This window comes from Corynebacterium guaraldiae (assembly GCF_053480195.1).
In genome coordinates this window covers 156306-183066 of the sequence record NZ_JBRBAU010000001.1, presented here as the reverse complement: position 1 = coordinate 183066, position 26761 = coordinate 156306, and the positions used below count along the sequence as shown (strand labels likewise).

The window sequence follows — 26761 nt, the reverse complement described above, 5'->3', positions numbered from 1 at the left end:
CATGCGCCGTTTCACCGCCCTCGCTGCCTCCGCCCTTGCACTGTCGCTCTCCCTGACCGCTTGCTCCTCTGATTCCTCCTCAACCGATGACTCGAACTCCCCCGACAAGCTCACCCTCGCGCTCATCCCGAACGAGAAGGTCAACGATCTCGTCACCACCGCAAAGCCGCTGACTGACTACCTTTCCGAGGAGCTCGGCATCGAGGTCGAGGGAGTCGTGACCAAGGACTACCAGGCCGCCGTCGAGGCCATCGGCTCCGGCCAGGCAGATATCGCCATCGCCTCCGCCGCGCAGCTGGCCTCTGCAGAAGACATGTACGGCGCTCACGCCGTACTGCAGGACGAGCGCTTCGGCGCGGATTCCTACGCCGGCCAGTTCGTCACCAACAACCCCGACAAGTACTGCAAGGACGAGCCGGTGGCCTCCACCTATGCTGCCAGCGGTGCCGACTACCTGTACTGCAACGGCACCGCCACCCCGGAGGAGAACAAGGGCCAGGGTCCGAAGGGCCTCGAGGCGCTCAAGAAGATCGATGGGGAGACCACCGTCGCCATGCTGGGTGCTACCTCCCCCGCCGGATACCAGCTGCCGGTCATGGCCATGGAATCCCAGGGCATCGACGTCGACAGCCTCAAGAAGGTGCCTGTGACCTCCAACGACGCCTCCATCATGGCGGTCTACAACGGCGATGCCGAGGTGGGCTTCAGCTTCTGGGATGCGCGTTCCACCATCGACGCGTCGGAGGCCCCAGGTCTGGCCGAGAAGCTCGTGGTCTTCGGCTACACCGACATGTACCCCAACGGTGGCGTCGTGATTTCTGATGAGGTGCCGGAGGATCTGCGCGGCCAGATCACCGACCTCATGGACGGCTTCTCCGAGGTTGATCCGGACACCATGTCCGCCATCTTCGACATCACCGACTGGGTTCCCGCCAAGCAGGAATCCATCGATATGGCGCGCAAGGTCAACGAGCGCTTCGCCCAGTAGCCTGACGCCCCTACTCAGAAAGGCTTCACCCATGACGGAGGAGAAAGCGTGGGGAATCCGCTTCGAGAATGTCTCGGTGCGCTACCCCAACGGAACGCTGGCGCTCGACGACGTCTCCGTGGACATCGCTCCCGGCGAATTCGTCGCCATCGTCGGCCTGTCCGGCTCTGGCAAATCCACGTTCATCCGCAGCATCAACGGCCTCGTGCAACCGACATCCGGCAAGACTTTCGTCGGCGACCACGAGATTTCCGCAGCGAAAGGAGCACAGCTGCGGAAGCTACGCGGCCGCATCGGCATGATCTTCCAGGAGTTCAACCTAGCCGACCGCGCGAGCGTCTTCTCCAATGTCCTCGTCGGGCGCTTTTCTCACAATCCCAGCTGGCGCACCCTGTTGGGAATCTCTACCGCCGAGGACAAAGCAATCATCGCCGAGGCCCTCGACTCCGTAGGGATCCTCGACAAGGCGTGGAATAAGGCCGGCGCCTTGTCGGGCGGCCAGAAGCAGCGCGTGGCCATCGCCCGCGCCCTGTCCCAGAAGCCGGCGATCATGCTGGCCGATGAACCCGTCGCCTCCCTCGACCCGCCCACTGCCCACTCCGTGATGAAGGATCTGCGCCGCATCAATACCGAGCGGGACCTGACCACCCTGGTGAACTTGCACCTGGTGGATCTGGCGCAAGACTACGCCACGCGCATCATCGGCATTCGCCACGGCAAGATAGTTTTCGATGGGCCCGCCGCAGGCTCCACCGTGGAGGATTTCGAAGCCATCTACGGCCGCCGCATCCGCGAGGAAGACCAGCTGGGAAGTCAGGAGAGCCGGGCATGACGGCGGTACTTCCCCCACGGCAGCGCAACTGGCCCGGCATCCTTGGCGGGCTGGCTGCTTTTCTCGCGCTCACCATCGCCACCTGCGTCCCCGCCTGGGGCGGAATCGAGATCGACTTTGGGCAGATCGCTCGCAACTGGCGCAACGGCGCCGACCGCTTGGCCCTGATGTTCAGCCCCGACTGGTCCATCCTCCCGCGCACGTGGGAGCCGATGCTTGAAACCCTCGCCATGGCTGTCGTCGGTGCCGCCATCTCCGCGGTCATCGCTCTGCCCTTATCCCTGTGGGCGGCGCGGCCCACCAACCCATCGACACCGTGGCGCTCGCTAGTGCGCGGCATCGTCAACGTTGTCCGCGCGGTGCCCGACTTGGTCTACGCCACCATCCTCGTGGCCATGCTCGGAGTCGGTGCCCTGCCCGGCATCATCACGCTGGTGCTTTTCGACGTCGGCATCGTGGTCAAGCTCGTCTCCGAAGCCATCGACTCCGCGGATGATTCTTACATGGAGGCCGGCCGGGCCGCCGGCGGCACGCAAACCCAGATCAACCGGGTTACTGCCCTGCCGCAGACCTGGCCGGTATTTGCCAGCCAGGTGATCTACTCCCTCGAGCTCAACGTCCGCATCTCCGCGGTCCTCGGCCTCGTGGGCGCTGGTGGCATTGGCCTGCTGATCGACGAAGTCCGTGGCTTCTACCGCTATGACGCGCTCTCCGCCATCGTGCTCGAGCTGCTCGTCGTGGTCATCGCCCTAGAGATCGTGTCCGTCAACCTGCGAAAGAGGCTGCGATGAGCACTGCACATGTACTTCCCTCCCGCTCCCGCAGCTGGGGAGTCTTCGCTGCGTGGGCCGGATTCCTTATTATTTTGGCGCTGTCCTTTGGCTACATTCGCGTTGATCTGACGGCTCTTAAAGATTTGCCCTCGAACATCTGGCACTACCTCGTGCTCATGTTCTCCAACCCGGACTGGTCCAAGCTGGGTGAGGCCCTCCTGCAGACCTGGCGCTCCGTGGCCATGGCCTGGATCGGCGCGCTGCTCGGCGTGTTCCTCTCCACCATCCTCGGTGTCCTAGCTGCCAATACGGTCTCCCCGGGGTGGGTATGCCTACCACTGCGCGCACTGTTTGCCATCATCCGCGCGGTACCGGAGATCATCATCGCCATCATTATCCTCACCGTCACCGGGTTAACCCCGTTTACGGGCGCGCTAGCTCTAGCCATCGGCGGCATCGGCACGCATGCGAAGTGGACCTATGAGGCCATTGAAACCGCGCCGACTGGCCCAGCCGAAGCGGTCAAGGCAGCCGGCGGCAGCCTGGCAGAAATGGTACGCTGGGGAACCTGGCACATTGTCCAACCCGAGCTGGCTTCGCTCGCGCTCTACCGTTTTGAGATCAACGTGCGCACCTCCGCGGTCCTCGGCCTCATCGGCGTGGGTGGCATCGGTGACATGCTCACCGGCTATACGCAGTACCGCCAGTGGGACGTCGTCGGCGTCCTGCTCATCGTGGTCATCGTCATCACCATGTCCATCGACGCCATCTCCGGCGCTATCCGCCGCCGCATCGTGGCCGCCAAATTCACCTGATAGTTACCCCTATGACTGATTCCGCCCCGCTCTCCGCGCACATCACCACGCGCATGCCGAGCCTGCAGCCCATCGAACAACGCGTGGCCCAGGCAATCCTCGAAGACATGGACTTCGTCCTGCACGCCACTGCGGACCAGCTGGCAGCCAAGGTAGGCACGTCCCGTACCTCCGTCATCCGCACCGCGAAAGCGCTGGGCTACGACGGGTACCAGCAGTTGCGTGTGGCGCTCACGCAGGAGATTGCGCAGCGCCCCACCCCGCCGGCGGGTGCCGATTCCACCCACGTCGGCCGCATGAGTGCCGAGATTGCCTCCTTCAGCAACTACCTGCATGGGCTTACTGCCCTGCTCAACGAGGATGAGCTAGCCGCGACAGTGGAGGCAGTAGCACAGGCCAAGCGGGTTCTCCTCGTGGGCAATGGCCTCTCTGCTCCCTTGGCGCAGACCATGGCGCTGCGCCTCACAAGCATCGGGCGCCCCGCCGAGTTCGTGGCGGAGGCCATGGGCCAGCACATCGCGGCGACGCAACTAGACGCAGAGTGCGTGTGCCTCGTCGTTTCCGGTTCAGGGTCGACCACGCTCACGCTCAAAGCCGCGACCGCATCCTTCGAGGCGGGCGCGAAGCTCATCGCGCTGACTTCGTTTACCTCCTCGCCCTTGGCGGAGCTCGCCTCCTACACGCTGGTCATCCCCTCCCCGGATGGGACATTTCGTGCAGAGCTGCAGGATGCCTCGCGCGTTGCTTTTCTGCTGGTGCTTGAAGCACTCGTGACGCTGGTGGATTCCCACCTCGATGATTCCGCGGCACGGCGCACGGTGCTCTCCGTGCTCCATTCGGCGATGGAAGATTAATTTCCCAGGTAGGCGTAGGCCGCGGCGATGAGCGCCTGCGTCGCGGTGCTGAGCGTCGGCTGCAGCTCCGGTGCAAAGCGCGGATTGTGGTTCGGGACGGAAACGCCGTCCGTGCGGCCACCGAAGCCCCAAAAGCAATAGGGAGCGCCGAAGGCATCGGGGAGTCTCGAGAAATCTTCCGATGCGGTCCACGGTTCCATGTCGAGGACGTTGTCGCTTCCGAGGACGTCGACAAGCTGCGCGCGCACCTTGTTCGTGACTTCCTCATCGTTGACAGTGAGCGGGTAATTATCGCTTTCGGTGATCTCCGGCTCACGTGGGGACATCGCTGCCTGGCACTCGGCGTTGACAATCCGGTGGATGGCCACAACGATTTGCTCTCGAATCTCCTCGCTATAGGCGCGGACATTGATGCGCAGGGTGGCCGAATCCGGGATGATATTGGCCTTCGACCCCGCTTGCAGCGCGCCGACGGTCAGTACGGCGAACTGGTGAGGATCGACTTCGCGGGACACGACGGTCTGCAGCCGCAACACGATGGAGCTGGCCAAGACGACTGGATCGACGCTGAGGTGCGGCATCGAGCCATGGGAACCGTGGCCATAGACGGTGACCGTGAGTGAGGTCGCTGTCGACAAGACCGGGCCGGGCGCAATCAGTACGGTGCCGGCCGGGGCGTTTTTATCAATAAAGATGTGCTGGCCAAAGGCCACGTCAGGCGTGGGGACTTTGCCGGTAAGTCCCGCGTCCACCATGGATTGTGCACCCTCCGCGGTTTCCTCGCCCGGTTGAAAGAGCGCGATGAAAGTACCGGACCACGCGTCAGTAGCCTTCGCCATCGCTTCCGTGGTACCAAGCAAGGCGGTCACGTGGGTGTCATGGCCGCAGGCGTGCATAACCTCGCCCGTGGCCGAGTAGTCCAAGCCAGTGTCTTCAGTGACGGGCAGGCCGTCGAAGTCGGCGCGCTCTAAAACCGTCGAACCCTCACCGTTGCGGAGGATGCCGACGACTCCCCCGCCGAGTTCAAGCACCTCAACCCCTGGAAACTCCCGGAGCTGGCCCGCAATGACGCCGCGGGTGCGCTCCTCCTCCATGCTGAGCTCAGGATGCTGGTGAAGGTCCTTATACAGGGCTTCTTGCCACTGCGTGGCATGTGCTGCTCGGTCTAGGATGTGGGCGATACTCATGCCCACAGCCTACGCGCTATGAGCGCACGAGCTAGCCGCCGATCTTGAAATCGCAGACGTCGCCATCCTGCATGATGTATTCCTTACCCTCCTGGCGCACCTTGCCGGCGTTACGGGCTTCCGCCATGGATCCAGCAGCATCAAGGTCGTCGAAGGAGACGATTTCTGCCTTGATGAACTTCTTCTCAAAGTCGGTGTGGATAACGCCAGCAGCCTGCGGTGCCGCAGAGCCCTGCCTGATGGTCCACGCGCGGGCTTCCTTCGGGCCAGCGGTCAGGTAGGTCTGCAGGCCGAGGGTGGCGAAGCCGGCCTTGGCCAACGTCGCCAAGCCTGGCTCTTCCTGGCCGACAGACTCCAGCAATTCCAGAGCCTCTGCCTCGTCGAGCTCAAGGAGCTCGGTTTCAGTCTGGGCATCGAGGAAGACGCACTCCGCCGGGGCTACGAGCTGGCGCAGCTCTTCCTTCTTGGCCTCATCGGTGAGGACGGCCTCGTCCGAGTTGAAGACATAAAGGAAAGGCTTCGCGGTCATGAGGTGCAGCTCGCGCAGCAAGGACAAATCAATCTCATTGTTCTTGGACGCCGCGAAGAGGGTACGGTCATCCTCCAAGATGGCCTGGGCTTTCTTGGTCTCCTCCACGGTTTCTGCCAGATCCTTGTTCTTGCGGGCCTCCTTTTCCAAACGCGGCAAAGCCTTCTCGATGGTCTGGAGGTCCGCAAGGATGAGCTCGGTGTTGATGACCGAAATATCGTGCGCCGGGTTAACCTCGCCGTCGACGTGGATAACGTTCTCATCAGCGAAGGCACGCACCACCTGGCAGATGGCATCGGCTTCACGGATGTTGGCAAGGAAGGCGTTGCCCATTCCCTCACCCTTGGAAGCGCCCTCGACAATGCCGGCGATGTCCACGAAGGACACGGTGGCCGGAAGGATGCGCTCGGAGCTGAAGATTTCCGCGAGGCGGTTCAGGCGGGAATCGGGAAGCTCCACTAGTCCGACATTGGGCTCGATGGTGGCAAACGGATAGTTCGCTGCCAAGATATCGGAACGGGTCAGGGCATTAAACAAAGTGGACTTGCCCACATTGGGCAGGCCGACGATTCCAAGTGTAAGACTCACGGGGCCAATCCTAACGCACCCCGGATCTTTTAAGGCAAGATGGTGGGGTGAGTTCTGATCAGCCATCCCCCAATGCATCCTCGCCTGAGCTCGCCGCCGCTGAGGCAGCGCTTGGCGGACGCTTCGATGATTCCGTCGACGCCGCTTCGCTGAACGCAGTCTCGCCGCACCCGCCAGGCAACCAAGTGGATCGCTCCGTGGTGGTCGGCGAGGTCATCAAGTCCGCATCGCTGTGGGCACTGCGCCTGACCATTATTGGGCTATTCCTCTATGCCTCATTCCGCATGTTGGGCAACTTCTGGCGTGGCATTTTGCCGGTTCTCATTGCTCTCATCATCTGCACTGTGCTTGCCCCTGTTGCGAGCGCCATGCGGCGCAAGGGGTTGCCGTCGGCCCTGGCTGCGGCGGTAACCATCCTCGTGTCCTTTACCGCGGTGGGCTCGCTTTTCATGTTCATTGCTCCGGACTTTGCGCGGCAATCCCAAACGCTGTACCTGCAAACTGCGGAAGGCATTCAGCGCCTGCAGCTATGGGCACAGGGTCCGCCGCTCAACCTCGATCCGGATGATATCGGCCAATACATCGATGAGATCGCCCTGTGGCTGCAGCGCCAGGCCGGCTCTATTGCGGGTTCCGTGTTCACAGGAATTGGCACGGCGACCTCCATCGTGGTCACGCTCTTCATCATCGTGGTGCTGACCTTCTTCTTCCTTAAAGATGGCCACAACTTCCTCCCCTGGTTGCGACAGGCCACGGGCCGCCGGACCGGCTGGCACCTCACTGAGCTGCTCACCCGTGTGTGGACCACGCTGGGCGGTTTCGTGCGGGCGCAGGCGGTGGTCTCGCTTGTCGACGCCATCTTCATCGGCCTCGGCCTCGCCCTCATCGGGGTGCCTTTGGCCATGGCGCTGGCCATCATCACCTTCATCGCCGGCTTTATCCCCTTTGTGGGCGCGATCGTGGCTGGTGCGCTATCCGTGACCATCGCGCTGGTCTCCTTGGGCTTTACCAAAGCACTGCTCGTTCTTGGCTTGGTCCTTTTAGTTCAGCAGCTTGAGGGCAACGTACTCTCCCCGTGGCTGCAATCGAAGGCCATGAACCTGCACCCGGTCATCGTGTTGATTTCTGTGACTGTAGGTTCCGCGCTCTTCGGCCTCGTCGGCGGCTTCCTCGCCGTTCCGGCGGCGGCGACCATCGCGGTGGTCTACCGCTACTTCCAAGACATGATGATGCTCCAGTCCGGCGAAAGGACCGCCGAAGACTTGGAATTCTCAACGGTCGCCGGCTTCCTCATCGGGCGCTACACACAGCAGCAGGGTGACCGGAAGCGCGAACAATGGCTGTCCATCCCGGACCACGCCGCACCCGAGGGCGCAGCAGAGGACGTAGCCCACGACGGCACCAGCCCGCTGGACCAAAAGATCGATGTCGACGTTGACGCAGACTTCAGCGAACGAGATAGCGGTGCCCCAGCGGGAATCAAGCGAGCGATTGGCGCTCTCGAACAGATTTTGCAATCAAAAGACAAGAGCTAAGCCTCCGTGTCCGGGGAGCGTGCCATGATGACAGGCATGACGTCTTCCCTTCCCGTAGTGCTCTTGTTCCTCGGCCTCATCATCGGGGCCGCTCTGGGCTGGCTGGCCCGCGCCTATTCCGCGCAGTCCGCCCAGCCTTCAGAAGAGCACCGCGCGCTACAAGAGTCTCAACGCCGCCAAGCAGAACTCGCCCCTCTAGAGAAAGCCATGGACCGTTTGGGCCTCCAGCTCCAAGAAATCGAGGAGGATAGGGCGACATCGCTCGCAGCGCTCAGCAGCCAAGTACAAGCGGTGACCCGCACGTCGACACGCCTGTCTGATCGCACGGACAAGCTGGTCGGCGCACTGCGTTCCCCGAATGTTCGGGGACGCTGGGGCGAGGTGCAGCTCGAGCGCGTCGTCGAGCTCGGCGGTATGCGCAAGCACGTGGATTTTGATTCTCAGGTGAACGCCCGCATCAATGGCTCGCTCGTCCGCCCCGATCTGGTCATTCACTTGGCCGGCGGGCGCAGCATTATCGTGGACGCCAAGGTACCGCTCAGCGCCTACCTCGATGCGATGGAGACTGAAGACCCGGAGGAGCGGGCTGGATTCCTACGCCGCCATGCGCACCTCATGCGTTCCCACGTGCAAGCACTGGCGTCGAAGGACTATATCGAGGCCTTCTCCCCCACGCCACAATTTGTGATCCTCTTTGTCCCCGCTGACACCTTCGTGGACGCGGCCTTGTCTATCGACGCTGAATTGCTCGAGTTCGCCTTCGAGCGCAACATCGTCATCGCTACCCCGAGCACCCTTTTCGCACTCTTACGTACCGTTGCGGTGAGCTGGCAGCACGAAGAGATCGAGGATAAAGCCCGCGAGGTCCAGCGCCTGGGCCGCGAGCTGTACACCCGGCTCAACACTCTTAATGAGCACTACGACAAGGTGGGCCGCGGGCTGGAGCGCGCGGTGGAGGCCTATAACGCAAGCCTGGCTAGTTTGGATTCGCGCGTTTCGGTCACTGCACGGCGGCTCAAAGAATTGGACGTCCCCGCCCGCGTCGACCGCCTGCCCGTGGAGCCGCGCCGTGTCGGTTCTTGGCCGCGGCGCGCCCAGAATGAATAACGGTTTGGCCAACATTCCCGGTAAGCTCTCTGGGCGTGTCAGTTGCCAAAAATCGTCGCCGCCCTCCCCGCCGCGGGATGCCGCTTACCCGAGCGCTTCTCCTCGCGCTCGTCGTAACGCTCGTGGCTTTGACGGTCTCAGGAGTGCTTGGCAGCGTGGGGCTGCCGTTCGCCCTGATTTTTGGACTGGGATCGCTCGCCGTCACCTGGCTGGTGGAAACCCGCGGGCTCTACATGCTGGTAATTCCATTGCCCCTGCTCTACGCGCTGGGAACCGTGGGCGGTGGCTTCATCAGTTCCACGTCAGCCTTGCCAGAAGGCGCGTCGCCGTTTTCTAAGACCGCGCTTCTCACCACGGCCTTCCCGCTGCTGCAGCACTTCCCCGTACTTATTGTCACAGTAATTGCCTGCGCGCTACTCGCAGTCCTGCGACTGTGGCGCAGCGACAATCGCGCGAAGAGCCGTGAGGCCAAAGCCCAGGAAAAGCGCCGCACCGACGCAGCTTCCGACCTTCGAAACCGCTCCGAGCGTCTTTCCGTAGCCGAGCTCCTTGCTCGTGAAGCCACAGGCTCCGGCCGAGTCCGGGAGCGCGACCGCGAAGAACGCCGCCGTATTCAGGCCGAGGAGCGCGAACAGCGCAAACAAGCCTCCCCCGACGCAGATGAGCGGGAGGAATTCCGCCGTGCCGCCGCTGAATCGGCAGAGAATGCGCGGCGCGCACGGGAGCGCTCCCAGCGGTCCTCCCAGCCGCTGGAAGAGAATCTCTACGACGAGGATTAACGCGCGGTGCGTGCCGGACGCAGATCGCGCGGCAAGGAGAATGTGATGGTCTCCGTGGAGGTCGTCACCTGCTCAACGTCGTGGTAGCCACGCTCGTCCAGGAATTCCAGTACCTCACGGACCAGCAGTTCAGGCACGGATGCGCCACACGTCACACCGACGGTGTTCACGCCCTCCAGCCAAGCTTCTTCGATCTCCGAAGCGAAGTCTACGAGGTGCGAGGCCTTAGAGCCTGCTTCTAGGGCGACCTCGACGAGACGCTTTGAGTTGGAGGAATTCTGGGACCCGACGACGATCATGAGATCACACTTCGGGGCAATGGCCTTCACCGATTCCTGACGGTTCTGAGTGGCGTAGCAGATATCATCTGATGGCGGATTCTCCAGGTGCGGAAAGCGCTCACGCAGCTTATTGACGATCTGAATGGTTTCATCAACCGACAATGTGGTTTGCGACAACCAGATGAGTTTCTCATCGTGGAGGAAATCCGGCAGCTTGTCGACGCCGTCCAAGCCATCTACCAAGTGGGTAACCTCTGGGGCCTCACCGGCGGTGCCTTCGACCTCTTCGTGGCCCTCGTGGCCGACGAGCAAGATGTGATAGCCATCGCGCTCAAAGCGCTGTGCTTCCTTGTGCACCTTGGTCACCAGCGGGCACGTTGCGTCCAGCGTTAGCTGCTTGCGTTCCTCCGCTTCCTTGCGCACCGTCGGCGCAATGCCGTGTGCAGAAAATACAAGGTGAGCGCCTTCAGGGGCTTCGGAAGCCTCCTCCACAAAGATGACACCACGCTTAGCCAGGGATTCAACAACGAAGCGGTTGTGCACGATTTGCTTGCGCACGTAGATAGGGGCGCCGTATTTCTCCAACGCCTTTTCCACTGTCTCAACAGCACGGTCCACGCCGGCGCAATAGCCGCGGGGAGCCGCCAGGAGCACCTTCTTTGCAGTTTCAGTCATGGCTCCCAGAGTATCGAAAGTCGCGCGCATACTGTAGTTACAGCTTGCCAGGCTTGGCCGGTAGCACCAGATGTCCGGCACGCCTCTTACACTGGACGGAACATACCCGAGAGACTAGACCACTCAAGAGAAAGGACTGCGCGTGAACCAACCGGCCAATTCTGCGGAAACGCCGTGGCCCGTCGGCAAGGTCAATGACCAAGTCAAAGGCTGGATCGAGCGCCTCGGTTTCCTCTGGGTGGAGGGGCAGATCACCCAGCTGAACATGAAGCCAACATGGAAGCTCTCCTACATCACGTTGCGTGATGTCGAACAGGAAAAATCTGTTCAGTTGACATGTAACACCTCGCTCATCCGCAATGCCCCCTCACCGCTCAAGGATGGCGACCGCGTCGTGGTCTACGGCAAGCCCGCCTTCTACGCCGGACGCGGAAGTTTTTCCCTGTGGGTCACGGAGATCCGCCACGTCGGTATTGGTGACCTTCTTGCTCGGGTAGAGATGCTGCGCCAGCGGCTGCGTCAGGAGGGCCTGTGCGACGCTTCCCGTAAGCTGCCGCTTCCCTATCTACCGAAGAAGATTGGCCTCATCACCGGCCGCGGGTCCCATGCCGAGCGCGATGTGCTCTCCGTAGCGCAGGATCGTTGGCCAGCGGTTCAGTTCGAAGTCATTAACACTGCTGTCCAGGGAGCCACTGCCGTTACCCAGGTGATTGACGCGCTCCGGACTCTCGACGCGAACCCGGAAGTCGATGTCATCATCATCGCCCGCGGCGGTGGTTCAGTGGAAGATCTGCTTCCCTTCTCCGAGGAGGCGCTCCAGCGCGCTGTGGCAGACGCCCGCACTCCGGTTGTCTCCGCCATCGGACACGAACCGGACCACCCGGTGCTCGATGATGTCGCCGATCTGCGCGCCGCCACGCCCACCGATGCGGCCAAGCGCGTCGTTCCTTCCGCCGCCGAAGAGTATGCGCTGATCTCTGAAGCCCGCTCGCGCATGGCGGCAGCGCTGCGCGGCTGGGTGGACAGGGAACGCCGCGGCCTCGAGAGCATCCGCTCCCGCCCGGTCCTCGCCGATCCCATGGTGCCGATCAACGCGCGCCGCGAGGAACTTGAGCGCAACCTCGCGCTGATTCGCCGGGTAGTTACGCACCGGTTGGATCGCGAAAGTAACCAGGTAGCCTCGTTGCGTGCTCGCGTCTCAGCCTTGGGCCCCTCGGCCACACTTGAACGGGGCTACGCCATCGTTCAGGTGCTGCCTCGCGACGGTAGCGGACCAGAGGTTGTCACCAGCTATGCGCAGTCTCCCCCGGGATCGCAGCTGCGCATCCGCGTTGGCGATGGTTCGATTACCGCCGCCGCAATGGCCTCCCAGGCCGCAGATTAAAACGATTTATTAGAGCACAAGAGAAAAGGAATTGACCCCATGACTGACACAATTGGTGCCGGCCAACCCGGCCAGGACGCGTTCCCACCGGTAGAAGAACTGAGCTATGAACAAGCCCGCGATGAACTCATTGAGACCGTAAAGATCCTCGAGCTGGGCCAGATGGGCTTGGACGAGTCTCTTAAATACTGGGAGCGTGGCGAGGCCCTAGCAAAAGCTTGCGAGGCGCACCTCGACGGCGCATCGAAGCGCGTAGAGGAAGCCCTCCGCAAGAATACTGAGGGCACCGATAGCGCAGCCACCAATGCAGAAGCAGGAGAGGATTAAATGAAAATTTACGGCTACCCGGGAGATCGCGTCGATTTCGTCTCCAAGTCGGGCGGAGCGGGATCCATGGTCTTTGGGGATTCACGCCAGCTCGTCGAGGAGTTTTTCGGCCCGCCGCACACCGTGAGCGGAGAGGAAATCAGCTATTTCTCCGGCTCCATCGTCCTGCGTTTTAGCGCTGATAAACTCGTCGAAATTGCACTCTTCCCCGGCAAGTCCCAACACGAAAAGGTCGATGTCTACCTGGGCAAGACGCGCCTGAGTGGGCTCGACCCGGAGTCTCTCACCAGTGCCGCCGGCGATGCCGTCGAGGTGGAGTGGGATGAAACGCTGCAGAGCGTGACGTTCCGCTAACTATTTACTCGCTGACGACGCTGCCATCCTCAGCAATTTGGAGCGGCTCAGCTTCCGCGAAGGCGGTGAGGGCCGTCTCATAATCAGCGTCGGAGGCAGAGCCCGTAAGAACGAGGCGGGCATCGCCCAAGTCAGTAATCCACAGTGGACGCACATCTTTGTCGTCACTGCTCAGGATTTCCACGTCGTGGCCCGCCACCTCACGCCGCTCGGAGTTGCCACGATAGTTGGAGTCGTAGGCCGAGGGGACATCGCCAAGCGCCAACTGCGTCTGCGCCGATTCCACGTAGCCTTCCTCGGCGGTAAGCCAGCTCACCACGGCACCGGATTCGCCGCCCATCTCCTTACGCCGTGCGGCCGTAGGCTGCCAGCCCTCCGGCATGACGGGCTCCCTGATGACGGCCCCGGTGCCGCGCGCCTCCATTTCCAGAAACGTAGCGGCATCCACGTTCTGCACGGGCCCCGGCTTTTCCGGGTTGATCGAGCACAGTCCCGTTGCTCCAACCGCCAGGAACATCATGATGAGGATGACGCCCACCGTCAGGGTGATATCACGCGCGTCCTCAAAAATCTTAGGTTTATCTTCAGATGCCACCCGCCCAGTATGTCACGCCGCCTCCCGCGCTCGCGACAGCGACCTCCCACCTGCCCTTTTGGTGGCCAACTTGACTGAGACCCTCTTCTGGGGGAGGCATTCGGGCTTGGATACGAGGGAAAAGTGGAAGAATGGAATATGTATTCCGGGTTGTCCCCCACCCCGGGCCGAGCCACCTGAAAAGAAAGGGACTAATCACACATGTCTGATAACACGTCTTATATCCCCGATCGCAACCTAGCCATGGAGCTGGTGCGTGTCACTGAGGCAGCAGCACTCGCCTCGGGTCGCTGGGTTGGCCGTGGACAGAAGAATGAAGGTGACGGCGCCGCGGTGGATGCTATGCGCAAGCTCATCAACTCCGTAGAGATGAACGGCATCGTCGTCATCGGTGAGGGCGAAAAGGATGAAGCCCCCATGCTGTTCAACGGAGAAAAAGTCGGCACCGGCCAGGGTGCAGAGATGGACATCGCCGTCGACCCGGTTGACGGCACCCGTCTTATGGCAGAAGGCCGCCCGAACGCTATTTCCGTCATCGCTGCTGCTGAGCGCGGCACCATGTATGACCCATCCGCAGTGTTCTATATGAAGAAGATTGCTGTCGGCCCAGAGGCTGTTGGCTCAATCGATCTCAATGAGTCCGTGGAGTGGAACATCAAATCCGTGGCCAAGGCCAAGGGCATCAAGCCAGCTGACCTGACCGTCGTCGTACTCGACCGCCCGCGCCACGATGACCTTATCCGCCAGATCCGTGAGGCAGGCGCCAAGGTTCGCCTCATCATGGATGGTGACGTCGCCGGCGCCATCGCCACCTGCCAGGACACCAACTCCATCGATATGATGATGGGTATCGGTGGCACCCCAGAGGGCATCATCACCGCATGTGCCATGAAGTGTATGGGTGGTGAAATCCAAGGCAAGCTGTGGCCTAAAGATGAAGCAGAGGCAGAGAAGGCACGCAAGGCCGGACACGACCTTGATCGCGTCCTCACCACCAACGATCTGGTCTCTTCTGAAAACTGCTACTTCGCCGCAACCGGCGTTACCAATGGCGACATGCTCCGCGGCGTGTCCTACCGCCCCAACGGCGCCACGACCCGTTCTCTGGTCATGCGCTCCAAGTCCGGCACGATCCGCTACGTCGATTCCATCCATAAGCTGGCTAAGCTGCAGGAATACTCCGTGGTGGACTACACCAACCCCCACGATAAGGAAAGCTAATCCACTTTCCTGCGAAGAGTGCTACGGTGGCCATCAATGCCGTGCCACGGCACACATAAAGAACTCTACAATTCTCATCTCACAGAAAAGGTGACTTCATGACTGAATACCGCATCGAACACGACACTATGGGCGAAGTCAAGGTTCCGGTCGACGCCCTGTGGCGTGCCCAAACCCAGCGCGCTGTGGAAAACTTCCCCATTTCTGGCCGTGGCCTTGAAGCTGCCCAGATCCGCGCACTCGGTCTTCTCAAGGCCGCCTGCGCTCAGGTGAATAAGGATTCCGGCAAGCTGGATGCGGAGAAGGCCGACGCTATCATTGCGGCAGCCACCGAGATTGCAGAAGGCAAGCACAACGATGCCTTCCCGATCGATGTCTTCCAGACCGGCTCCGGTACCTCTTCCAACATGAACACGAACGAGGTCATCGCTTCCATCGCCCACAACAATGGCGTGGAGATTCACCCGAATGACCACGTGAACATGGGCCAGTCCTCCAACGACACCTTCCCCACCGCAACCCACGTTGCGGCGACCGAGGCTGCCGTCAACGACCTCATCCCGGGCCTCAAGGTCCTCCACGAATCCCTCGTGGCTAAGGCCAAGGAATTCGCCGACATGGTCAAGTCCGGACGCACCCACCTGATGGACGCCACCCCAATCACCCTGGGCCAGGAGTTTGGCGGCTACGCTCGCCAGATCGAGCTCGGCATTGAGCGCATTGAGGCAACCCTGCCGCGCTTGGGTGAGCTGGCCATCGGCGGCACCGCAACCGGTACCGGCCTGAACACTTCCGCTGACTTCGGCGGCAAGGTTACCGAGGAGCTCAAGAAGCTCACCGGCGTCAAGGAGCTGTCTGAGGCTAAGAACCACTTTGAGGCCCAGGCCGCTCGCGACGCCTTGGTGGAGTTCTCCGGCGCTATGCGCACCGTGGCTGTCTCCCTCAACAAGATTGCCAACGACATCCGTCTCATGGGCTCCGGCCCGTTGACCGGTTTGTCCGAGATCCACTTGAAGGACCTGCAACCGGGCTCCTCCATCATGCCGGGCAAGGTCAACCCGGTTCTGTGTGAGGCCGCCACCATGGTCGCTGGCCAGGTTATCGGTAACGACGCAGCCGTTGCCTTCGGCGGCTCCAACGGCCACTTCGAGCTCAATGTCTACATCCCGATGATGGCTCGCAACGTTCTCGAGTCGGCCCGCCTGCTGGCCAACGTCTCCCGCGTTTTCGCTGAGAAGTGCGTTGACGGCATCGAGGCCAACGAGGAGCGCATGAAGAAGTTTGCGGAGTCCTCCACCTCCATCGTGACCCCGCTGAACTCCAAGATTGGCTACGAGAACGCAGCCAAGGCAGCTAAGCACGCACTGCACGAGAAGATCACTGTCCGCGAGGCAGTCATCGACTTGGGCTTCGTCGACGGAGAGAACCTCACTGAGGAGGAGCTCGATGAGCGCCTCAACGTTCTCACCATGACCAACCGCGACCGCGACAACTTCTAAGCTCGCTTTCGCGAACGCCGCCGCTCTCCTTCGGGAGGGCGGCCTTCGTCGTTTTCAACGCCCACGCTCAGCGTCATAGTAACCACCGTCATATTTTTAGATCTCCCTTTCAAAAATCACTCGAATTGCACTTGGTGCAAATTTGCACTGAGTGTACTGTTGCACTCTGTGCAAGAAGAAATGTCATTACGCGAGCAGAAGCGCCTCAAGACGCGCCTGCGAATCGAAGACGCCGCCACCCGTCTCGTGGATGAGCGTGGATTCGCCGACGTTACCGTCGAGGAAATCTGCGACGCAGCGGGGATTTCTCGGCGCACCTTTTTTAATTATTTTGATTCCAAAGACACTGCTGTGCTCGGTGCGCCGAGTCACGACTTCACAGAGGAACAGAAGAAGGCTTTCCTTAGCGCCCCTACGGATAGCGTTTTCAGGCTGGCGGTCGACCTAGTTAAAGGACACCTCGTTGGCCAGCATGTCAACGAGGTCATCGCTGAACGTCGCCGTCGGATCTCTGGGGACAGCGATGCCGCGGCGGCGGCACTCAGCCGTAAGCGGGCCAAGTCGAACGAGATCCTGGGGCTCATCACCGAGCGCCTTGACCAGGATCCCTCCTTGCGGCAGATGCCCGAGGTCACGGCTGAGACTGAGGCGATACTCATTGCCTTTGCTATCAGGGAAGCATTCTGGATAGCCACTGCGTCGCCAGATTTCAGCTGCGACATCCCCTTTGAGGAACGCTTCGAATCTGCGCTCACACTCATTAATAAATTTTCGGAAGGACTGACATGGTAGATACCGCGGCTAAGCCGGCCTCTCAGGCCAGCAGCGGCAAGCCGGATAACAACCTTGCCCTCGTATTCTCCGCCCTCGTGCTCACCATGCTGATGAGCTCTTTGGGCCAGATGATTTTTGCCACCGCTCTACCCACCATCGTCGGCGAGCTCGGCGGCGTGGACCACATGAGCTGGGTCATCTCCGCCTTCTTGGTCATGATGACAATCGCCATGCCTATCTCCGGCAAGCTCGGTGACATGATGGGCCGCAAGTGGCTCTACATTGGCGGCATCGGCGTCTTCGTCATCGGTTCCACGCTCGGCGGCTTCGCCGACTCGATGAACCTGCTCATCATTGGCCGCGCCGTGCAGGGTTTCGGCGCTGGTTTCATGATGATTTCCTCCCAATCCATCATCGCGGAGGTCACCACCTCCCGTGAGCGCGGCAAGTTCATGGGCATCATGGGCGGCGTCTTTGGACTCTCCTCCGTCCTCGGCCCAGTCCTCGGTGGCTGGTTCACTGACGGCCCGGGCTGGCGCTGGGGCATGTGGATGAACATCCCGCTGGGTCTGCTCGCTATCATCGTATGCACCCTGGTCCTCCACCTACGCGTCGGCGATACCGACCTGCGCAAGTTTGACCTCCTCGGCGCCATCTTCATTTCCATCACCACCGCCTCCCTGATCCTTATGACGACCTGGGGCGGAACCCAATACGAGTGGTCCGACCCGATCATCCTCGGCCTGGGCATCACCGTGGTCATCGGTGCCATCATCACCGTCTTCGTCGAATCCAAGGCCAAGGAGCCGCTCATCCCGGTGCAGCTGTTCAAGAACCGCAACATGGTTCTCACCACCGCAGCCGGCATGGTGCTGGGCCTGGCGATGTTCGGCGTGCTGGGCTACATGCCAACCTACCTGCAGATGGTTCACACTCTGACCCCGACCAAGGCAGGTCTCATGATGATCCCGATGATGGTCGGCATGATCGGAACCTCCACAGCCGTCGGTTTCATCATCGCCCGCACCGGTCACTACAAGCGCTACCCCATCATCGGCCTAGCAATCACTGCTGGTGCGCTGTTCTGGATGTCCAAGCTGACTGCAGACACCTCTCTGACCCAGCTCGGTGCAGAGTTCCTCGTCTTCGGCATCGGCCTTGGCTTCGTCATGCAGGTTCTGGTCCTCATTGTCCAGAACTCCTTCCCCATCGCCCTCGTCGGAACCGCGACTGCCGCAAATAACTTCTTCCGTCAGATCGGTTCCGCCATCGGTGCGTCCCTCGTCGGCTCCCTCTTCATCCACAACATGAAGGATGAAATGGCCGCCAACATGCCCGCTGCCATCAAGTCTATGGGTGAGGCAGGCAAGCCCTTCGCGGAGAAGTTTGCCAGCGCTAATGGTGGTTCCTCCAGCCTCACCCCGGCTCTGGTTGCTCAGCTGCCGGACCCCATCAAGGACGTTATCCTCAACGCTTACAACGACGGCCTAACCCCCGTCATCCTGCTGATGGTTCCTATGGCCATCATCGCGCTCCTCCTCATCCTCCCCGTCCGCGAGGAGCACCTCAAGGAGACGATTGATTAGAAGCCACTGCTTCGAGACAAGCTGGCGCTTGACGACGAGCAACGGTGGTCTGGGAGCTGGGATGTCCCCTCGGCGTAGAAACCGGGTGAAGTAAGAACGAATCCTCGCTACGAGCATTCACGTAGCGAGGATTTCTTATTGTCACGATGCTTAGCGCAAGATTCCCAACTGGCGTGCTACCTGGGCAGCCACGCCGATGAGCGCGAGCACGCCGGCGAGGATGCCCACGATGGCACCAATGTTCGTGCCGCCGGAGCTCAAGTCCCCGCCGAGGGACTTCTTGGTCACCTTCACGGTCTTGGTGATCTGGTTATCCGAGACCTTTGCCTGGCCATTGCGCAGAACATAGGTGTTAAAGGTGACGGTCGCGGTGCCCTCAGACTTTGCTGTGTAGGTTCCGTCCTCGTTGACTTCAAGGACCTCTGGGTCGTTACTGCTGGGCGCCGCCACCGGAACCCCCAGCTTCGCTCCCCAGAATCCATCGATGCGCAAACCCAGGCTTCCTTGGCTTCCGACCGAGGTGCCTCCCGTGGTCATCAGTTCAGCACGGTTTATAGCGCTTTCCGGCACGGCGATGGGGAATGCGTGGCGACCGGCCGTCAACCGCGCCGGTTCGGACGGCTTATCATCGGCCGAATAGAGACCAGCTGTCACTTCTCCGATTTGAGCCTGCGCAAACTTCACGTATTCAGGATTAAGAATCGTGTACAGGTGGCCATTATTTGTTGACCATTGGCCGTTCTCTCGGACAAGGTAGTCCCACTCGCTGGGACCGCTGCTTCTGCTTGTAGACCACGATTCAACGGCATGTTCCATGTCCGTCGTGGTCAGGTTGTCCAAGGTATTGTAGTTGTCCAAGATTTCAGGAGTACGTGTGCCAACTGCGCGGCGATGATCAAACAAGAAGTTTCCCTCAGCAGCACGCTGCAAAACCGCGTGCTCGAGACCGCGGTCCCAGGAGATTGAATTCACATATGCCTCGCGGGTGCGGTAGCCAGCGGCACTAGCGGCCTGTCGCAGGGTTCCGCCGTTGAAGGGCAGGTTGGTGTCCCAGGCTTTGCCGCGCAACTCGCGAACTTGGCGGGTAACCAAGTCGATGTCGGACTGCATCACTGGCTCGGCAAAGACATAGGCCAGAGCGCCGTTAGGCTGATTAACGTCGAGCTCGGCCACAGGAACGGAACCAGCCGACGGATAGGTTGCTGCCGTGGCAACAGGTGCGGAGAAAGCACCGGTTGCCACGGCTGCGGCTGTAGTAAGGGCAAGGACAGAAGTGCGCAAGGACATGCTTCACCTTCTAAGCGAGAGGGAATAAGAACAGCTTTAATTCTATCCCCACTCATGCCCTTCCATTAGAAAAGCAGGATAATTACTTTCTCTTCTGGTTGGCTGCTGCCTTCTTCTCCTCGGGCTTCGGCAGAAGAAGCTCATACACGTCCGTATCGCGCCACTGGCCGGCGAGCTCACCGTAGGTCATCTTTGCCATGTGGGAGTACGTGCCCACCTTGACGAAGCCACGGGACTTATGGAGGCCGGCGGAACCTTCGTTCTCCGGGAAGATCCACGAGTGGATAGCCCACTTATGCAGGTCGCGGCAGACCTCGATGAGCTGATCCAGCAAGGCGCCACCGATGCCCCTTCCCTGGGCTTCCTTGCTCAGGTAGATGGAATCCTCGACGACGCCGTGGAACACGGTGCGGGTAGACGCCTGTGCGGCGCACACCCAGCCGAGAACCTTTGAATCATCCTCCGCCTCAACAGCGACGAAAACTGACGCCATGATTTTGACGTTTTTGAACTCTTCAAAGGTCAACGAGCGGGTCTCGTAGGTAGCGTGGCCAGTGTTGAGGCCCTGCTCATAGATTTCTCGCATCTGCGGATAGTCCGCCGCATTGAAGGGACGGATGCGGAAATCCTTCTTCTTGTCTTTCGCGTTGTCGCTCATGGAACAATTATTACTGAGCACACGGCGTCAATGCCAAGCTGAGGGCAGAGAGATCGCCGCGCGCGAACGCGTTAGCTTTCGCCTTCCAGCAGATCGGTGACCAGCTCTGCAATGGCAGAGCGCTCAGAGCGTTGCAGCGTGATGTGTGCAAAGAGCTCACGCCCTTTAAGTTTTTCAATGACTGCCTGCACGCCGTCGTGGCGGCCAACGCGCAGGTTATCGCGCTGAGCAACATCATGCGTCAGTACAACTCGGGAGCCACGCCCCAAGCGCGACAAAACAGTCAACAGCACATTGCGCTCAAGCGATTGGGCCTCATCAACGATGACGAAAGAATCATGCAGGCTGCGGCCGCGAATATGGGTCAACGGGAGAACCTCCAGCAATCCGCGGTCCTGGACTTCGTCCATGACGTTTTCGGATACCAGACCTTCCAGAGTGTCATAGACGGCCTGCGCCCATGGATTCATCTTCTCGCTTTCAGAGCCCGGCAGATATCCCAGGGACTGCCCGCCCACCGCATACATGGGGCGAAACACCACGATACGACGGTGTTCGCCGCGCTCCAGCACTGCCTCCAAGCCAGCACACAACGCCAGCGCGGACTTACCAGTGCCCGCCCTGCCTCCGATGGACATGATTCCAACGGAGGGATCCAAGAGAAGGTCCAGGGCAACGCGCTGCTCAGCAGAGCGGCCTTGCAGACCAAAGACATTCGCATCGCCGCGCACCAAGCGAACGGTGCCCTCAGCCGTCATCCGGCCCAGAGCGGACTGCCCGCCCGCCTGCAGCGTAATGCCACAGTGCACCGGCAGGTCCTCGACGCGGGTGCCGGCGGTGGTCACGGATCCGTCGATAAGCACCTCGCCCTCCCCGTAGAGCTCATCGATGACCTCAGCGCTGGTGGGCACCGTAGCCATGCCGGTGTAACCGGTGAGCACGACGTCCTGCGCATGGTATTCATCCGCCTGCAGGCCCACAGCACCAGCCTTGACACGCAATGGGACGTCCTTAGTCACCAGGACGGTGTCCTTGCCCTCATGCTGGAGATTCAGCGCGCAGGCCAGAATCCGGTGATCTCCCTCCGGCCCGCGAAAGGCCGCTGGCAACAAGGATTGATCCTGGTGGTTGAGTTCCACGCGCAAAGTCCCGCCCGCTGCATTTACGGGCAGGGGCTGGTCCAACGCCTCATAGGTAGCGCGAAGGTCCTCCAAAAAGCGAAGAGCTTGGCGGGCGAACCAGCCAAGCTCCGGGTGATGACGTTTTCCTTCCAACTCAGAAATAACGACGATGGGCAGTACCACATCGTGTTCAGCGAACTTACGCAACGCCCAGGGATCTGAGAGAAGGACGGACGTATCGATGACATAGGTCTTGGTCAAAACAGAGGCCTCATGCGGCTGCTCGGTGAGGACGGAAGGATTGGTCATAGCGGCAGGGTTCTCCCTTGTTATGCCCGCCCCAACTCATCGACCTGGGACGGCATGGTGAAGCTGGTGGTTTTCGAACTATCCGGAGACTGTTCTTAGCTTCCGGACACCGTCCACGCTAGAGAGCAAAGGTTGAAATTACATGGGTGCAAGATGAACAGTATTAAAACGACAATCACCAGCGTCACACCATTCCCATCAGGCTCTACGAGCCTGTCGTCTCTCCCCCACTCCCCCAACACTGCAGCTACATTCTTCGGCCCTGCACTTTCACGCGTTGACCGTGAAAAACGAAGAAGCTCCGCACCGTGTTATCAGTGCGGAGCTTTGTCGCTTTAGCTCACAAGGCAGCGAGCCGTTTTATGAGCGCTTAGTTGATGGTGGCCTCGTACTCACCGGACTCACCCTGCATCCAGGAGATGGTGCCATTGGTGAACTCCTGTACCCAGCCGTTGCCCTCGGCCTGCTCCGGGCCAGTCGGCAGGCCAACCTTGCTCTCCAGGCCGCCTTCCTCGGTCCAGGTCTCTGCGATCTTGCCGATGATCGGCTGGGTGCCGTCACCCTCACCGAATGCCAGCAGCTTGTCCTTGGCAAAGGTAGCAACGCTTCCCTTGTCGGTGTTTTCAATGGATTCCGGATCGCCCCACTCAGCAGCCTTCTCCTTGATGGCCTGAGCGAAATCAGAAGGAACCTCTACGTCACCATTGGCGGTGGACACGCTCTCCTTGTCGCCCTCAGCGCCAGCGCCATCCTTCGACTCGGCAGAGTCCGACTCAGAAGAATCGGCACCTTCGCTGCCCTCGGCCCCCTCAGAGCCCTCGGCCTCGGAAGAATCGGCGGACTCGGAGTCCTTCATGGAATCCTTTGCGTCCTTAGCGGCAGAACCGGCAGCATCGGTAGCGTCGGACGCAGCGGACTGAGCAGCGTCGCCAGCATCCTTAGCGGCATCCTCAGCATCGGAACAAGCAACGACCCCCAAGGACAGGGTGGCGGCGGCGATACCTGCGGCGAAACGACGAGTCATCTTCTTCATATTCTTAAGCCTTTCTGTCTAGTTGAGCACTGTTCTAAGTACTTTTGTTGAGAACGATGCCCACCGTAGGCATGGCCAGCACTTCCTGCCACCACAGAACCTATGATTTGACAACAAAGACGTTGCTTTATCTCCGTTTCCGCTGTTGAGAACCCCTATATCTTTTTGATAACGGTTTGGAAGCCGAGCCTCTTTGAGGCTTTTCTTGGGACCTTCTGCGCGCTTGCTTAGCTTTTGCTTTGTCGCGTGCGCTGCGTTTCGGAGCGGCATTGCGGGATGAATTCCGCGTCCTTCCCTTTGCGACCCCGACGAAGTCTTGGATCTCATCGCCGTCATCAGCCCGGCGCCACACCAGTGCAATCACTGTGCGAGCCACAGTGGGGTCCTCCAAGCCCAGTGCCACGACCTGCTTCTTGCTCAGCACCTTCAACAAAGGCCGCGGCGCGATGGCTACGCCCACGTTGGCTGCCACGACCTGCAAAGCGGTGCGCAGCGCCGGAACATCGACGCTGCCGTCCTGCGCAATCCGGTAATTCACTATTTCTTCGGCAACATCCTCCTGCGTGACGTCCTCCCCAACCTCCGCGTAGACAGAATCTTTCGGAACGGCGATGCCGGGTGCTTCCTCGTAGAGCTGGACGACGTGGAAGCTGTCATCAACCCGCGAATCCGGCAAGCGGGTCAGCGCTAGATCTGCCTCATGAGTAAGAAGAACGTCCATCGCGTCATCGGCGTCGACGGTTACCAGGGACTCTGGAGAGTGATAATCACGGTAGCGACGAAACCATTTGCCGGGTTCTGTGCCAGTGGAAAAGACGAGGCGGAGCATGCACCTCATACTACGGTGCTGCTAGCGTTGTGAGCGTGACTGATACCCCGAATAGTGAAACCCCAGCCAACGAAACCCAGCAGCCTTCCGGCACCGCCATGCGTGCGCAAACCGCAGCGAAGAAGTTGGGCATCTACCTGCCGGCCGCCCCGGAGGAGTTTCAAGCCAACGCGGTAACCCATGCGCAGCTGCGCGACTTACAGGAGAACCCACCGGAGTGGCTCGCTACCCTACGCCGCGAGGGTCCGCACCCGCGCCCGGTCGTGGCACAAAAACTGGGAATCTCCGTGACCGCGCTGAAGAAGAACGAGATGGACCGCCCTCTCACCACCGCGGAAATTAAAGAGCTCCTCAGCGCAATGCCCGAATGGCTCGAAGCCGCCCGGAAAGCCCACGCTGAGGAGCGCAAGGAAGCTTAGACCAGCTTCCAGTCCTCAAGGCCGTCGTAGAGCGGGAAGTCCGCGGCGACCTTCTCAACGCGGGCGCGCAGCTTGGCGACGTCCGCGTTCTTACCGTTTGCCAGTGCAGTACCGATAACGTCGGCAACCTCGGTGAAGGCCGCCGTGTCGAGGCCGCGGGTAGCCAGGGCCGGGGTACCAATGCGCAGGCCGGAGGTGACCATCGGCGGGCGCGGATCGTTCGGCACCGCATTGCGGTTCACGGTGATGCCGACCTCGTGGAGGAGGTCCTCCGCCTGCTGGCCATCGAGCTCGGAGTTGCGCAGGTCCGCTAGGACAAGATGCACGTCGGTGCCGCCAGTGAGGACGTCGACGCCCGCCTTGGTGCAATCCTCGGCAGTCAGGCGCTCAGCCAGAATGCGAGCACCTTCCAGGGTTCGCTCCTGGCGCTCCTTGAATTCCTCGGTGGCCGCGATCTTCAGCGCGATAGCCTTCGCCGCGATGACGTGCATGAGCGGCCCGCCCTGCTGCCCCGGGAAGACGTTGGAGTTGATCTTCTTGGCAAAATCCTGCTTGGCCAGGATGAGACCGGAACGAGGGCCGCCCAGCGTCTTGTGCACGGTGGAAGACACGACATCGGAGTGCGGCACCGGGGAGGGGTGCAGCCCAGCTGCCACGAGGCCCGCGAAGTGCGCCATATCCGTCCACAGGTACGCACCGACCTCATCCGCGATGGAGCGGAAAGCCTCGAAATCAATGGTGCGCGGGTAAGCGGACCAACCAGCGATGATCACCTGGGGCTTTTCTGCCAGCGCCTGCTCGCGCACCTTATCCATGTCAAGGCGCATGGTCTCCGGGTCAACCTCGTACGCGGCAACGTCGTAAAGCTTGCCGGAGAAGTTGAGCTTCATGCCGTGGGTCAGGTGCCCACCATGAGCCAAGGACAGGCCCATGATCTTGTCACCCGGCTGGATCAGCGACGCCAGCACGGCGGCATTGGCCTGGGCGCCGGAGTGGGGCTGGACGTTGGCAAAATCAGCGCCGAAAAGCGCCTTGGCACGATCACGAGCCAGATCTTCTACGATGTCAACGTGCTCGCAGCCGCCGTAATAGCGGCGCCCCGGGTAGCCCTCGGCATACTTGTTGGTCAGAACAGAGCCCTGCGCCTGCAGAACCGCGCGGGGGACGAAGTTTTCCGACGCGATCATCTCGAGGGTATCGCGCTGACGAGCAATCTCACCGTTAATAGCAGCAAAGACCTCGGGGTCGAGATCGCGCATCTCCTGGTAGCGCACGTCTGAATTGTTCGTAGTGGTCATGAAAGCGTGATGTCCCTTCGTAGAGGTGGTCAATGAAGCCCGCGGCGCCCGCCCGCGGCACGACACCACCGGCTCTGCAATCGCCGAAGCTAGTTCTACATCCTAACGCCCGCATCCCCCGCGTGGGGGCCTCCTCGAATCTTTTCATTCGGGGCGATTGCCACAGGCGCTCTGCTGAGTGGAACAATAGTAGGCATGGCGCGAATGACCGATGCGAGCCCGTACCTCGATTTTGACCGCGATACGTGGCGTGCCCTGCGTAAATCCATGCCACAGGTGCTAACGGCGACCGAGGTGGAAAAACTTCGTGGCATCGGTGACCGCATCGACCTCACTGAGGTGGCTGAGGTCTATCTGCCGTTATCCCGTCTTATTCACATGCAGGTTGAGGCCCGCCAAAAACTCACCACCGCTACCGAGGCATTCTTAGGAAACCCACCCACGCACGTTCCTTTCGTCATCGGCGTTGCCGGCTCCGTCGCGGTGGGCAAGTCAACGACCGCGCGCTTGCTCCAAGTTCTTCTACAGCGCTGGGACTCCCACCCGAAGGTTGATCTGGTCACCACCGACGGGTTCCTCTACCCCACCGCGTATCTTAAAGAGCACGGGCTTATGCAGCGCAAGGGCTACCCGGAGTCTTATGACCGTCGCGCGCTCATGCGTTTTGTTACCGACGTTAAGTCCGGCAAGCCGCTGGTAACCGCACCGTTGTACTCGCATGTGTCTTATGACATTGTTCCTGGTGAGTTTCAGGAGGTTCGCCAGCCGGACATCCTCATTTTGGAAGGCCTCAACGTCTTACAAACCGGGCCGACCCTCATGGTTTCGGACCTGTTCGACTTCTCTGTTTACGTGGACGCCCGAGTCGACGACATCGAAAAGTGGTACATTGATCGCTTCCTCAAGCTCCGCCACACTGCCTTCCGCGAACCAGGGGCGCACTTCGCGTCCTTCGCGGACATGACGGACGAGGAGGCCTACGTGCAGGCCCGTGAAATCTGGCAGTCCATCAACCTGCCCAACCTCATCGAGAACATTTTGCCCACCCGGGTACGCGCCTCCCTGGTTCTGTGCAAGGGCTCGCACCACCTGGTTGACCGGGTGAGGATGCGTAAGCTCTAGCC

General features: G+C 60.7%; 27 protein-coding genes. 17 read left to right on the top strand and 10 right to left on the bottom strand.

The features are described from left to right. Nucleotide 1 precedes the first annotated feature (1 nt). From ACUY3D_RS00880 to ACUY3D_RS00860, 5 genes are read left to right on the top strand one after another with little or no spacing between them, the layout of a single operon-like run. The gene (locus ACUY3D_RS00880) at nucleotides 2-988 is read left to right on the top strand and encodes a phosphate/phosphite/phosphonate ABC transporter substrate-binding protein (RefSeq protein ID WP_070623775.1); all 987 of its coding nucleotides are present in this window, start codon (nucleotides 2-4) and stop codon (nucleotides 986-988) included. A 31-nt stretch (nucleotides 989-1019) separates the two neighbouring features. Further along, nucleotides 1020-1820 carry a phosphonate ABC transporter ATP-binding protein gene (phnC, locus tag ACUY3D_RS00875; RefSeq protein WP_448240153.1) on the top strand — a complete coding sequence of 267 codons (801 nt, stop codon included), beginning with the start codon at nucleotides 1020-1022 and terminating at the stop codon, nucleotides 1818-1820. After that, nucleotides 1817-2611, top strand: a complete 795-nt coding sequence (gene phnE / locus ACUY3D_RS00870; protein ID WP_046649249.1) for a phosphonate ABC transporter, permease protein PhnE — start codon at nucleotides 1817-1819, stop codon at nucleotides 2609-2611. Before phnC ends, phnE (ACUY3D_RS00870) begins: the two co-directional genes overlap by 4 nt. Beyond that, the gene (phnE, locus tag ACUY3D_RS00865; RefSeq protein ID WP_448240152.1) at nucleotides 2608-3408 is read left to right on the top strand and encodes a phosphonate ABC transporter, permease protein PhnE; all 801 of its coding nucleotides are present in this window, start codon (nucleotides 2608-2610) and stop codon (nucleotides 3406-3408) included. The genes phnE (ACUY3D_RS00870) and phnE (ACUY3D_RS00865) overlap by 4 nt, the downstream gene beginning before the upstream one ends. 11 nt (nucleotides 3409-3419) lie before the next feature. Beyond that, on the top strand, nucleotides 3420-4262 hold the full coding sequence (locus ACUY3D_RS00860; RefSeq protein WP_070523993.1) for a MurR/RpiR family transcriptional regulator: 843 nt from the start codon (nucleotides 3420-3422) through the stop codon (nucleotides 4260-4262). On the opposite strand, the gene ACUY3D_RS00855 is transcribed toward ACUY3D_RS00860, so the two are convergent. After that, nucleotides 4259-5449, bottom strand: a complete 1191-nt coding sequence (locus ACUY3D_RS00855) for an amidohydrolase (RefSeq protein ID WP_448240151.1) — start codon at nucleotides 5447-5449, stop codon at nucleotides 4259-4261. The two genes, ACUY3D_RS00860 and ACUY3D_RS00855, sit on opposite strands and share 4 nt — an antisense overlap. 31 nt (nucleotides 5450-5480) lie before the next feature. After that, nucleotides 5481-6566: a redox-regulated ATPase YchF gene (gene ychF, locus ACUY3D_RS00850; protein WP_070523989.1), complete on the bottom strand. Its 1086-nt coding sequence runs from the start codon at nucleotides 6564-6566 to the stop codon at nucleotides 5481-5483. A 47-nt stretch (nucleotides 6567-6613) separates the two neighbouring features. Between ychF and ACUY3D_RS00845 the strand changes: the two genes are divergently transcribed. From ACUY3D_RS00845 to ACUY3D_RS00835, 3 genes are read left to right on the top strand one after another with little or no spacing between them, the layout of a single operon-like run. Further along, complete coding sequence (locus ACUY3D_RS00845) at nucleotides 6614-8101, top strand: AI-2E family transporter (RefSeq protein WP_448240150.1); 1488 nt, start codon at nucleotides 6614-6616, stop codon at nucleotides 8099-8101. Between the two features lie 36 nt (nucleotides 8102-8137). Continuing rightward, nucleotides 8138-9208 (top strand): DNA recombination protein RmuC, encoded by a 1071-nt coding sequence (locus ACUY3D_RS00840; RefSeq protein WP_070564377.1) that lies wholly within the window; start codon nucleotides 8138-8140, stop codon nucleotides 9206-9208. A 35-nt stretch (nucleotides 9209-9243) separates the two neighbouring features. Then, nucleotides 9244-9987, top strand: a complete 744-nt coding sequence (locus ACUY3D_RS00835; protein WP_448240149.1) for a DUF6542 domain-containing protein — start codon at nucleotides 9244-9246, stop codon at nucleotides 9985-9987. Here the strand turns inward: ACUY3D_RS00835 and ACUY3D_RS00830 are convergent. Then, on the bottom strand, nucleotides 9984-10943 hold the full coding sequence (locus ACUY3D_RS00830) for a 4-hydroxy-3-methylbut-2-enyl diphosphate reductase (protein WP_180952102.1): 960 nt from the start codon (nucleotides 10941-10943) through the stop codon (nucleotides 9984-9986). The two genes, ACUY3D_RS00835 and ACUY3D_RS00830, sit on opposite strands and share 4 nt — an antisense overlap. 142 nt (nucleotides 10944-11085) lie before the next feature. Here ACUY3D_RS00830 and xseA point away from each other — a divergent pair, with 142 nt between their 5' ends. The 3 genes from xseA to ACUY3D_RS00815 are packed head-to-tail and all read left to right on the top strand — an operon-like array spanning nucleotide 11086 to nucleotide 13008. Then, nucleotides 11086-12327: an exodeoxyribonuclease VII large subunit gene (gene xseA, locus ACUY3D_RS00825; protein WP_070523981.1), complete on the top strand. Its 1242-nt coding sequence runs from the start codon at nucleotides 11086-11088 to the stop codon at nucleotides 12325-12327. A 39-nt stretch (nucleotides 12328-12366) separates the two neighbouring features. Beyond that, on the top strand, nucleotides 12367-12654 hold the full coding sequence (locus ACUY3D_RS00820) for an exodeoxyribonuclease VII small subunit (protein ID WP_070523979.1): 288 nt from the start codon (nucleotides 12367-12369) through the stop codon (nucleotides 12652-12654). Further along, complete coding sequence (locus ACUY3D_RS00815; protein ID WP_070523977.1) at nucleotides 12655-13008, top strand: hypothetical protein; 354 nt, start codon at nucleotides 12655-12657, stop codon at nucleotides 13006-13008. A 4-nt stretch (nucleotides 13009-13012) separates the two neighbouring features. Here the strand turns inward: ACUY3D_RS00815 and ACUY3D_RS00810 are convergent, their stop codons facing one another. Next, entirely contained in the window at nucleotides 13013-13603 is a 591-nt protein-coding gene (locus ACUY3D_RS00810; RefSeq protein ID WP_070562565.1) for a DUF4245 domain-containing protein, read from the bottom strand. Between the two features lie 201 nt (nucleotides 13604-13804). Here ACUY3D_RS00810 and glpX point away from each other — a divergent pair, with 201 nt between their 5' ends. The 4 genes from glpX (at nucleotide 13805) to ACUY3D_RS00790 (ending at nucleotide 18683) form a co-directional block, all read left to right on the top strand. Next, nucleotides 13805-14824 carry a class II fructose-bisphosphatase gene (glpX, locus tag ACUY3D_RS00805; RefSeq protein WP_070523973.1) on the top strand — a complete coding sequence of 340 codons (1020 nt, stop codon included), beginning with the start codon at nucleotides 13805-13807 and terminating at the stop codon, nucleotides 14822-14824. Nucleotides 14825-14922: 98 nt separating this feature from the next. Further along, on the top strand, nucleotides 14923-16323 hold the full coding sequence (locus tag ACUY3D_RS00800; RefSeq protein WP_070530531.1) for a class II fumarate hydratase: 1401 nt from the start codon (nucleotides 14923-14925) through the stop codon (nucleotides 16321-16323). A gap of 180 nt (nucleotides 16324-16503) precedes the next feature. After that, nucleotides 16504-17115, top strand: a complete 612-nt coding sequence (locus ACUY3D_RS00795; protein ID WP_448240148.1) for a TetR/AcrR family transcriptional regulator — start codon at nucleotides 16504-16506, stop codon at nucleotides 17113-17115. Next, entirely contained in the window at nucleotides 17109-18683 is a 1575-nt protein-coding gene (locus tag ACUY3D_RS00790; protein WP_448240146.1) for an MDR family MFS transporter, read from the top strand. The genes ACUY3D_RS00795 and ACUY3D_RS00790 overlap by 7 nt, the downstream gene beginning before the upstream one ends. A gap of 150 nt (nucleotides 18684-18833) precedes the next feature. Here ACUY3D_RS00790 and ACUY3D_RS00785 read toward each other — a convergent pair whose 3' ends face one another. The 5 genes from ACUY3D_RS00785 to ACUY3D_RS00765 all read right to left on the bottom strand — a co-directional run bounded on the left by ACUY3D_RS00785 (nucleotide 18834) and on the right by ACUY3D_RS00765 (nucleotide 23920). Continuing rightward, complete coding sequence (locus ACUY3D_RS00785) at nucleotides 18834-19970, bottom strand: hypothetical protein (protein ID WP_070686001.1); 1137 nt, start codon at nucleotides 19968-19970, stop codon at nucleotides 18834-18836. An 82-nt stretch (nucleotides 19971-20052) separates the two neighbouring features. Continuing rightward, entirely contained in the window at nucleotides 20053-20628 is a 576-nt protein-coding gene (locus ACUY3D_RS00780; RefSeq protein ID WP_070523963.1) for a GNAT family N-acetyltransferase, read from the bottom strand. 71 nt (nucleotides 20629-20699) lie between these two features. Further along, a complete protein-coding gene (gene phoH2 / locus ACUY3D_RS00775) occupies nucleotides 20700-22058 on the bottom strand; it encodes an RNA 5'-3' helicase PhoH2 (protein ID WP_448240145.1) in 1359 nt (452 codons plus the stop codon). A gap of 370 nt (nucleotides 22059-22428) precedes the next feature. Continuing rightward, nucleotides 22429-23091: an LGFP repeat-containing protein gene (locus tag ACUY3D_RS00770; RefSeq protein ID WP_070686000.1), complete on the bottom strand. Its 663-nt coding sequence runs from the start codon at nucleotides 23089-23091 to the stop codon at nucleotides 22429-22431. Nucleotides 23092-23218: 127 nt separating this feature from the next. Then, nucleotides 23219-23920, bottom strand: a complete 702-nt coding sequence (locus ACUY3D_RS00765) for a LysR family transcriptional regulator substrate-binding protein (RefSeq protein WP_070523957.1) — start codon at nucleotides 23918-23920, stop codon at nucleotides 23219-23221. A 98-nt stretch (nucleotides 23921-24018) separates the two neighbouring features. Here ACUY3D_RS00765 and ACUY3D_RS00760 point away from each other — a divergent pair, with 98 nt between their 5' ends. Beyond that, nucleotides 24019-24339, top strand: coding sequence for a DUF5997 family protein (locus ACUY3D_RS00760; RefSeq protein WP_083299207.1), 321 nt, complete (start codon nucleotides 24019-24021; stop codon nucleotides 24337-24339). On the opposite strand, the gene glyA is transcribed toward ACUY3D_RS00760, so the two are convergent. Beyond that, entirely contained in the window at nucleotides 24336-25637 is a 1302-nt protein-coding gene (gene glyA, locus ACUY3D_RS00755; RefSeq protein WP_070523952.1) for a serine hydroxymethyltransferase, read from the bottom strand. The genes ACUY3D_RS00760 and glyA overlap by 4 nt on opposite strands. Nucleotides 25638-25832: 195 nt before the next feature. Between glyA and coaA the strand changes: the two genes are divergently transcribed. Continuing rightward, nucleotides 25833-26759, top strand: a complete 927-nt coding sequence (gene coaA, locus ACUY3D_RS00750; protein WP_070523949.1) for a type I pantothenate kinase — start codon at nucleotides 25833-25835, stop codon at nucleotides 26757-26759. Nucleotides 26760-26761: the final 2 nt, after the last annotated feature.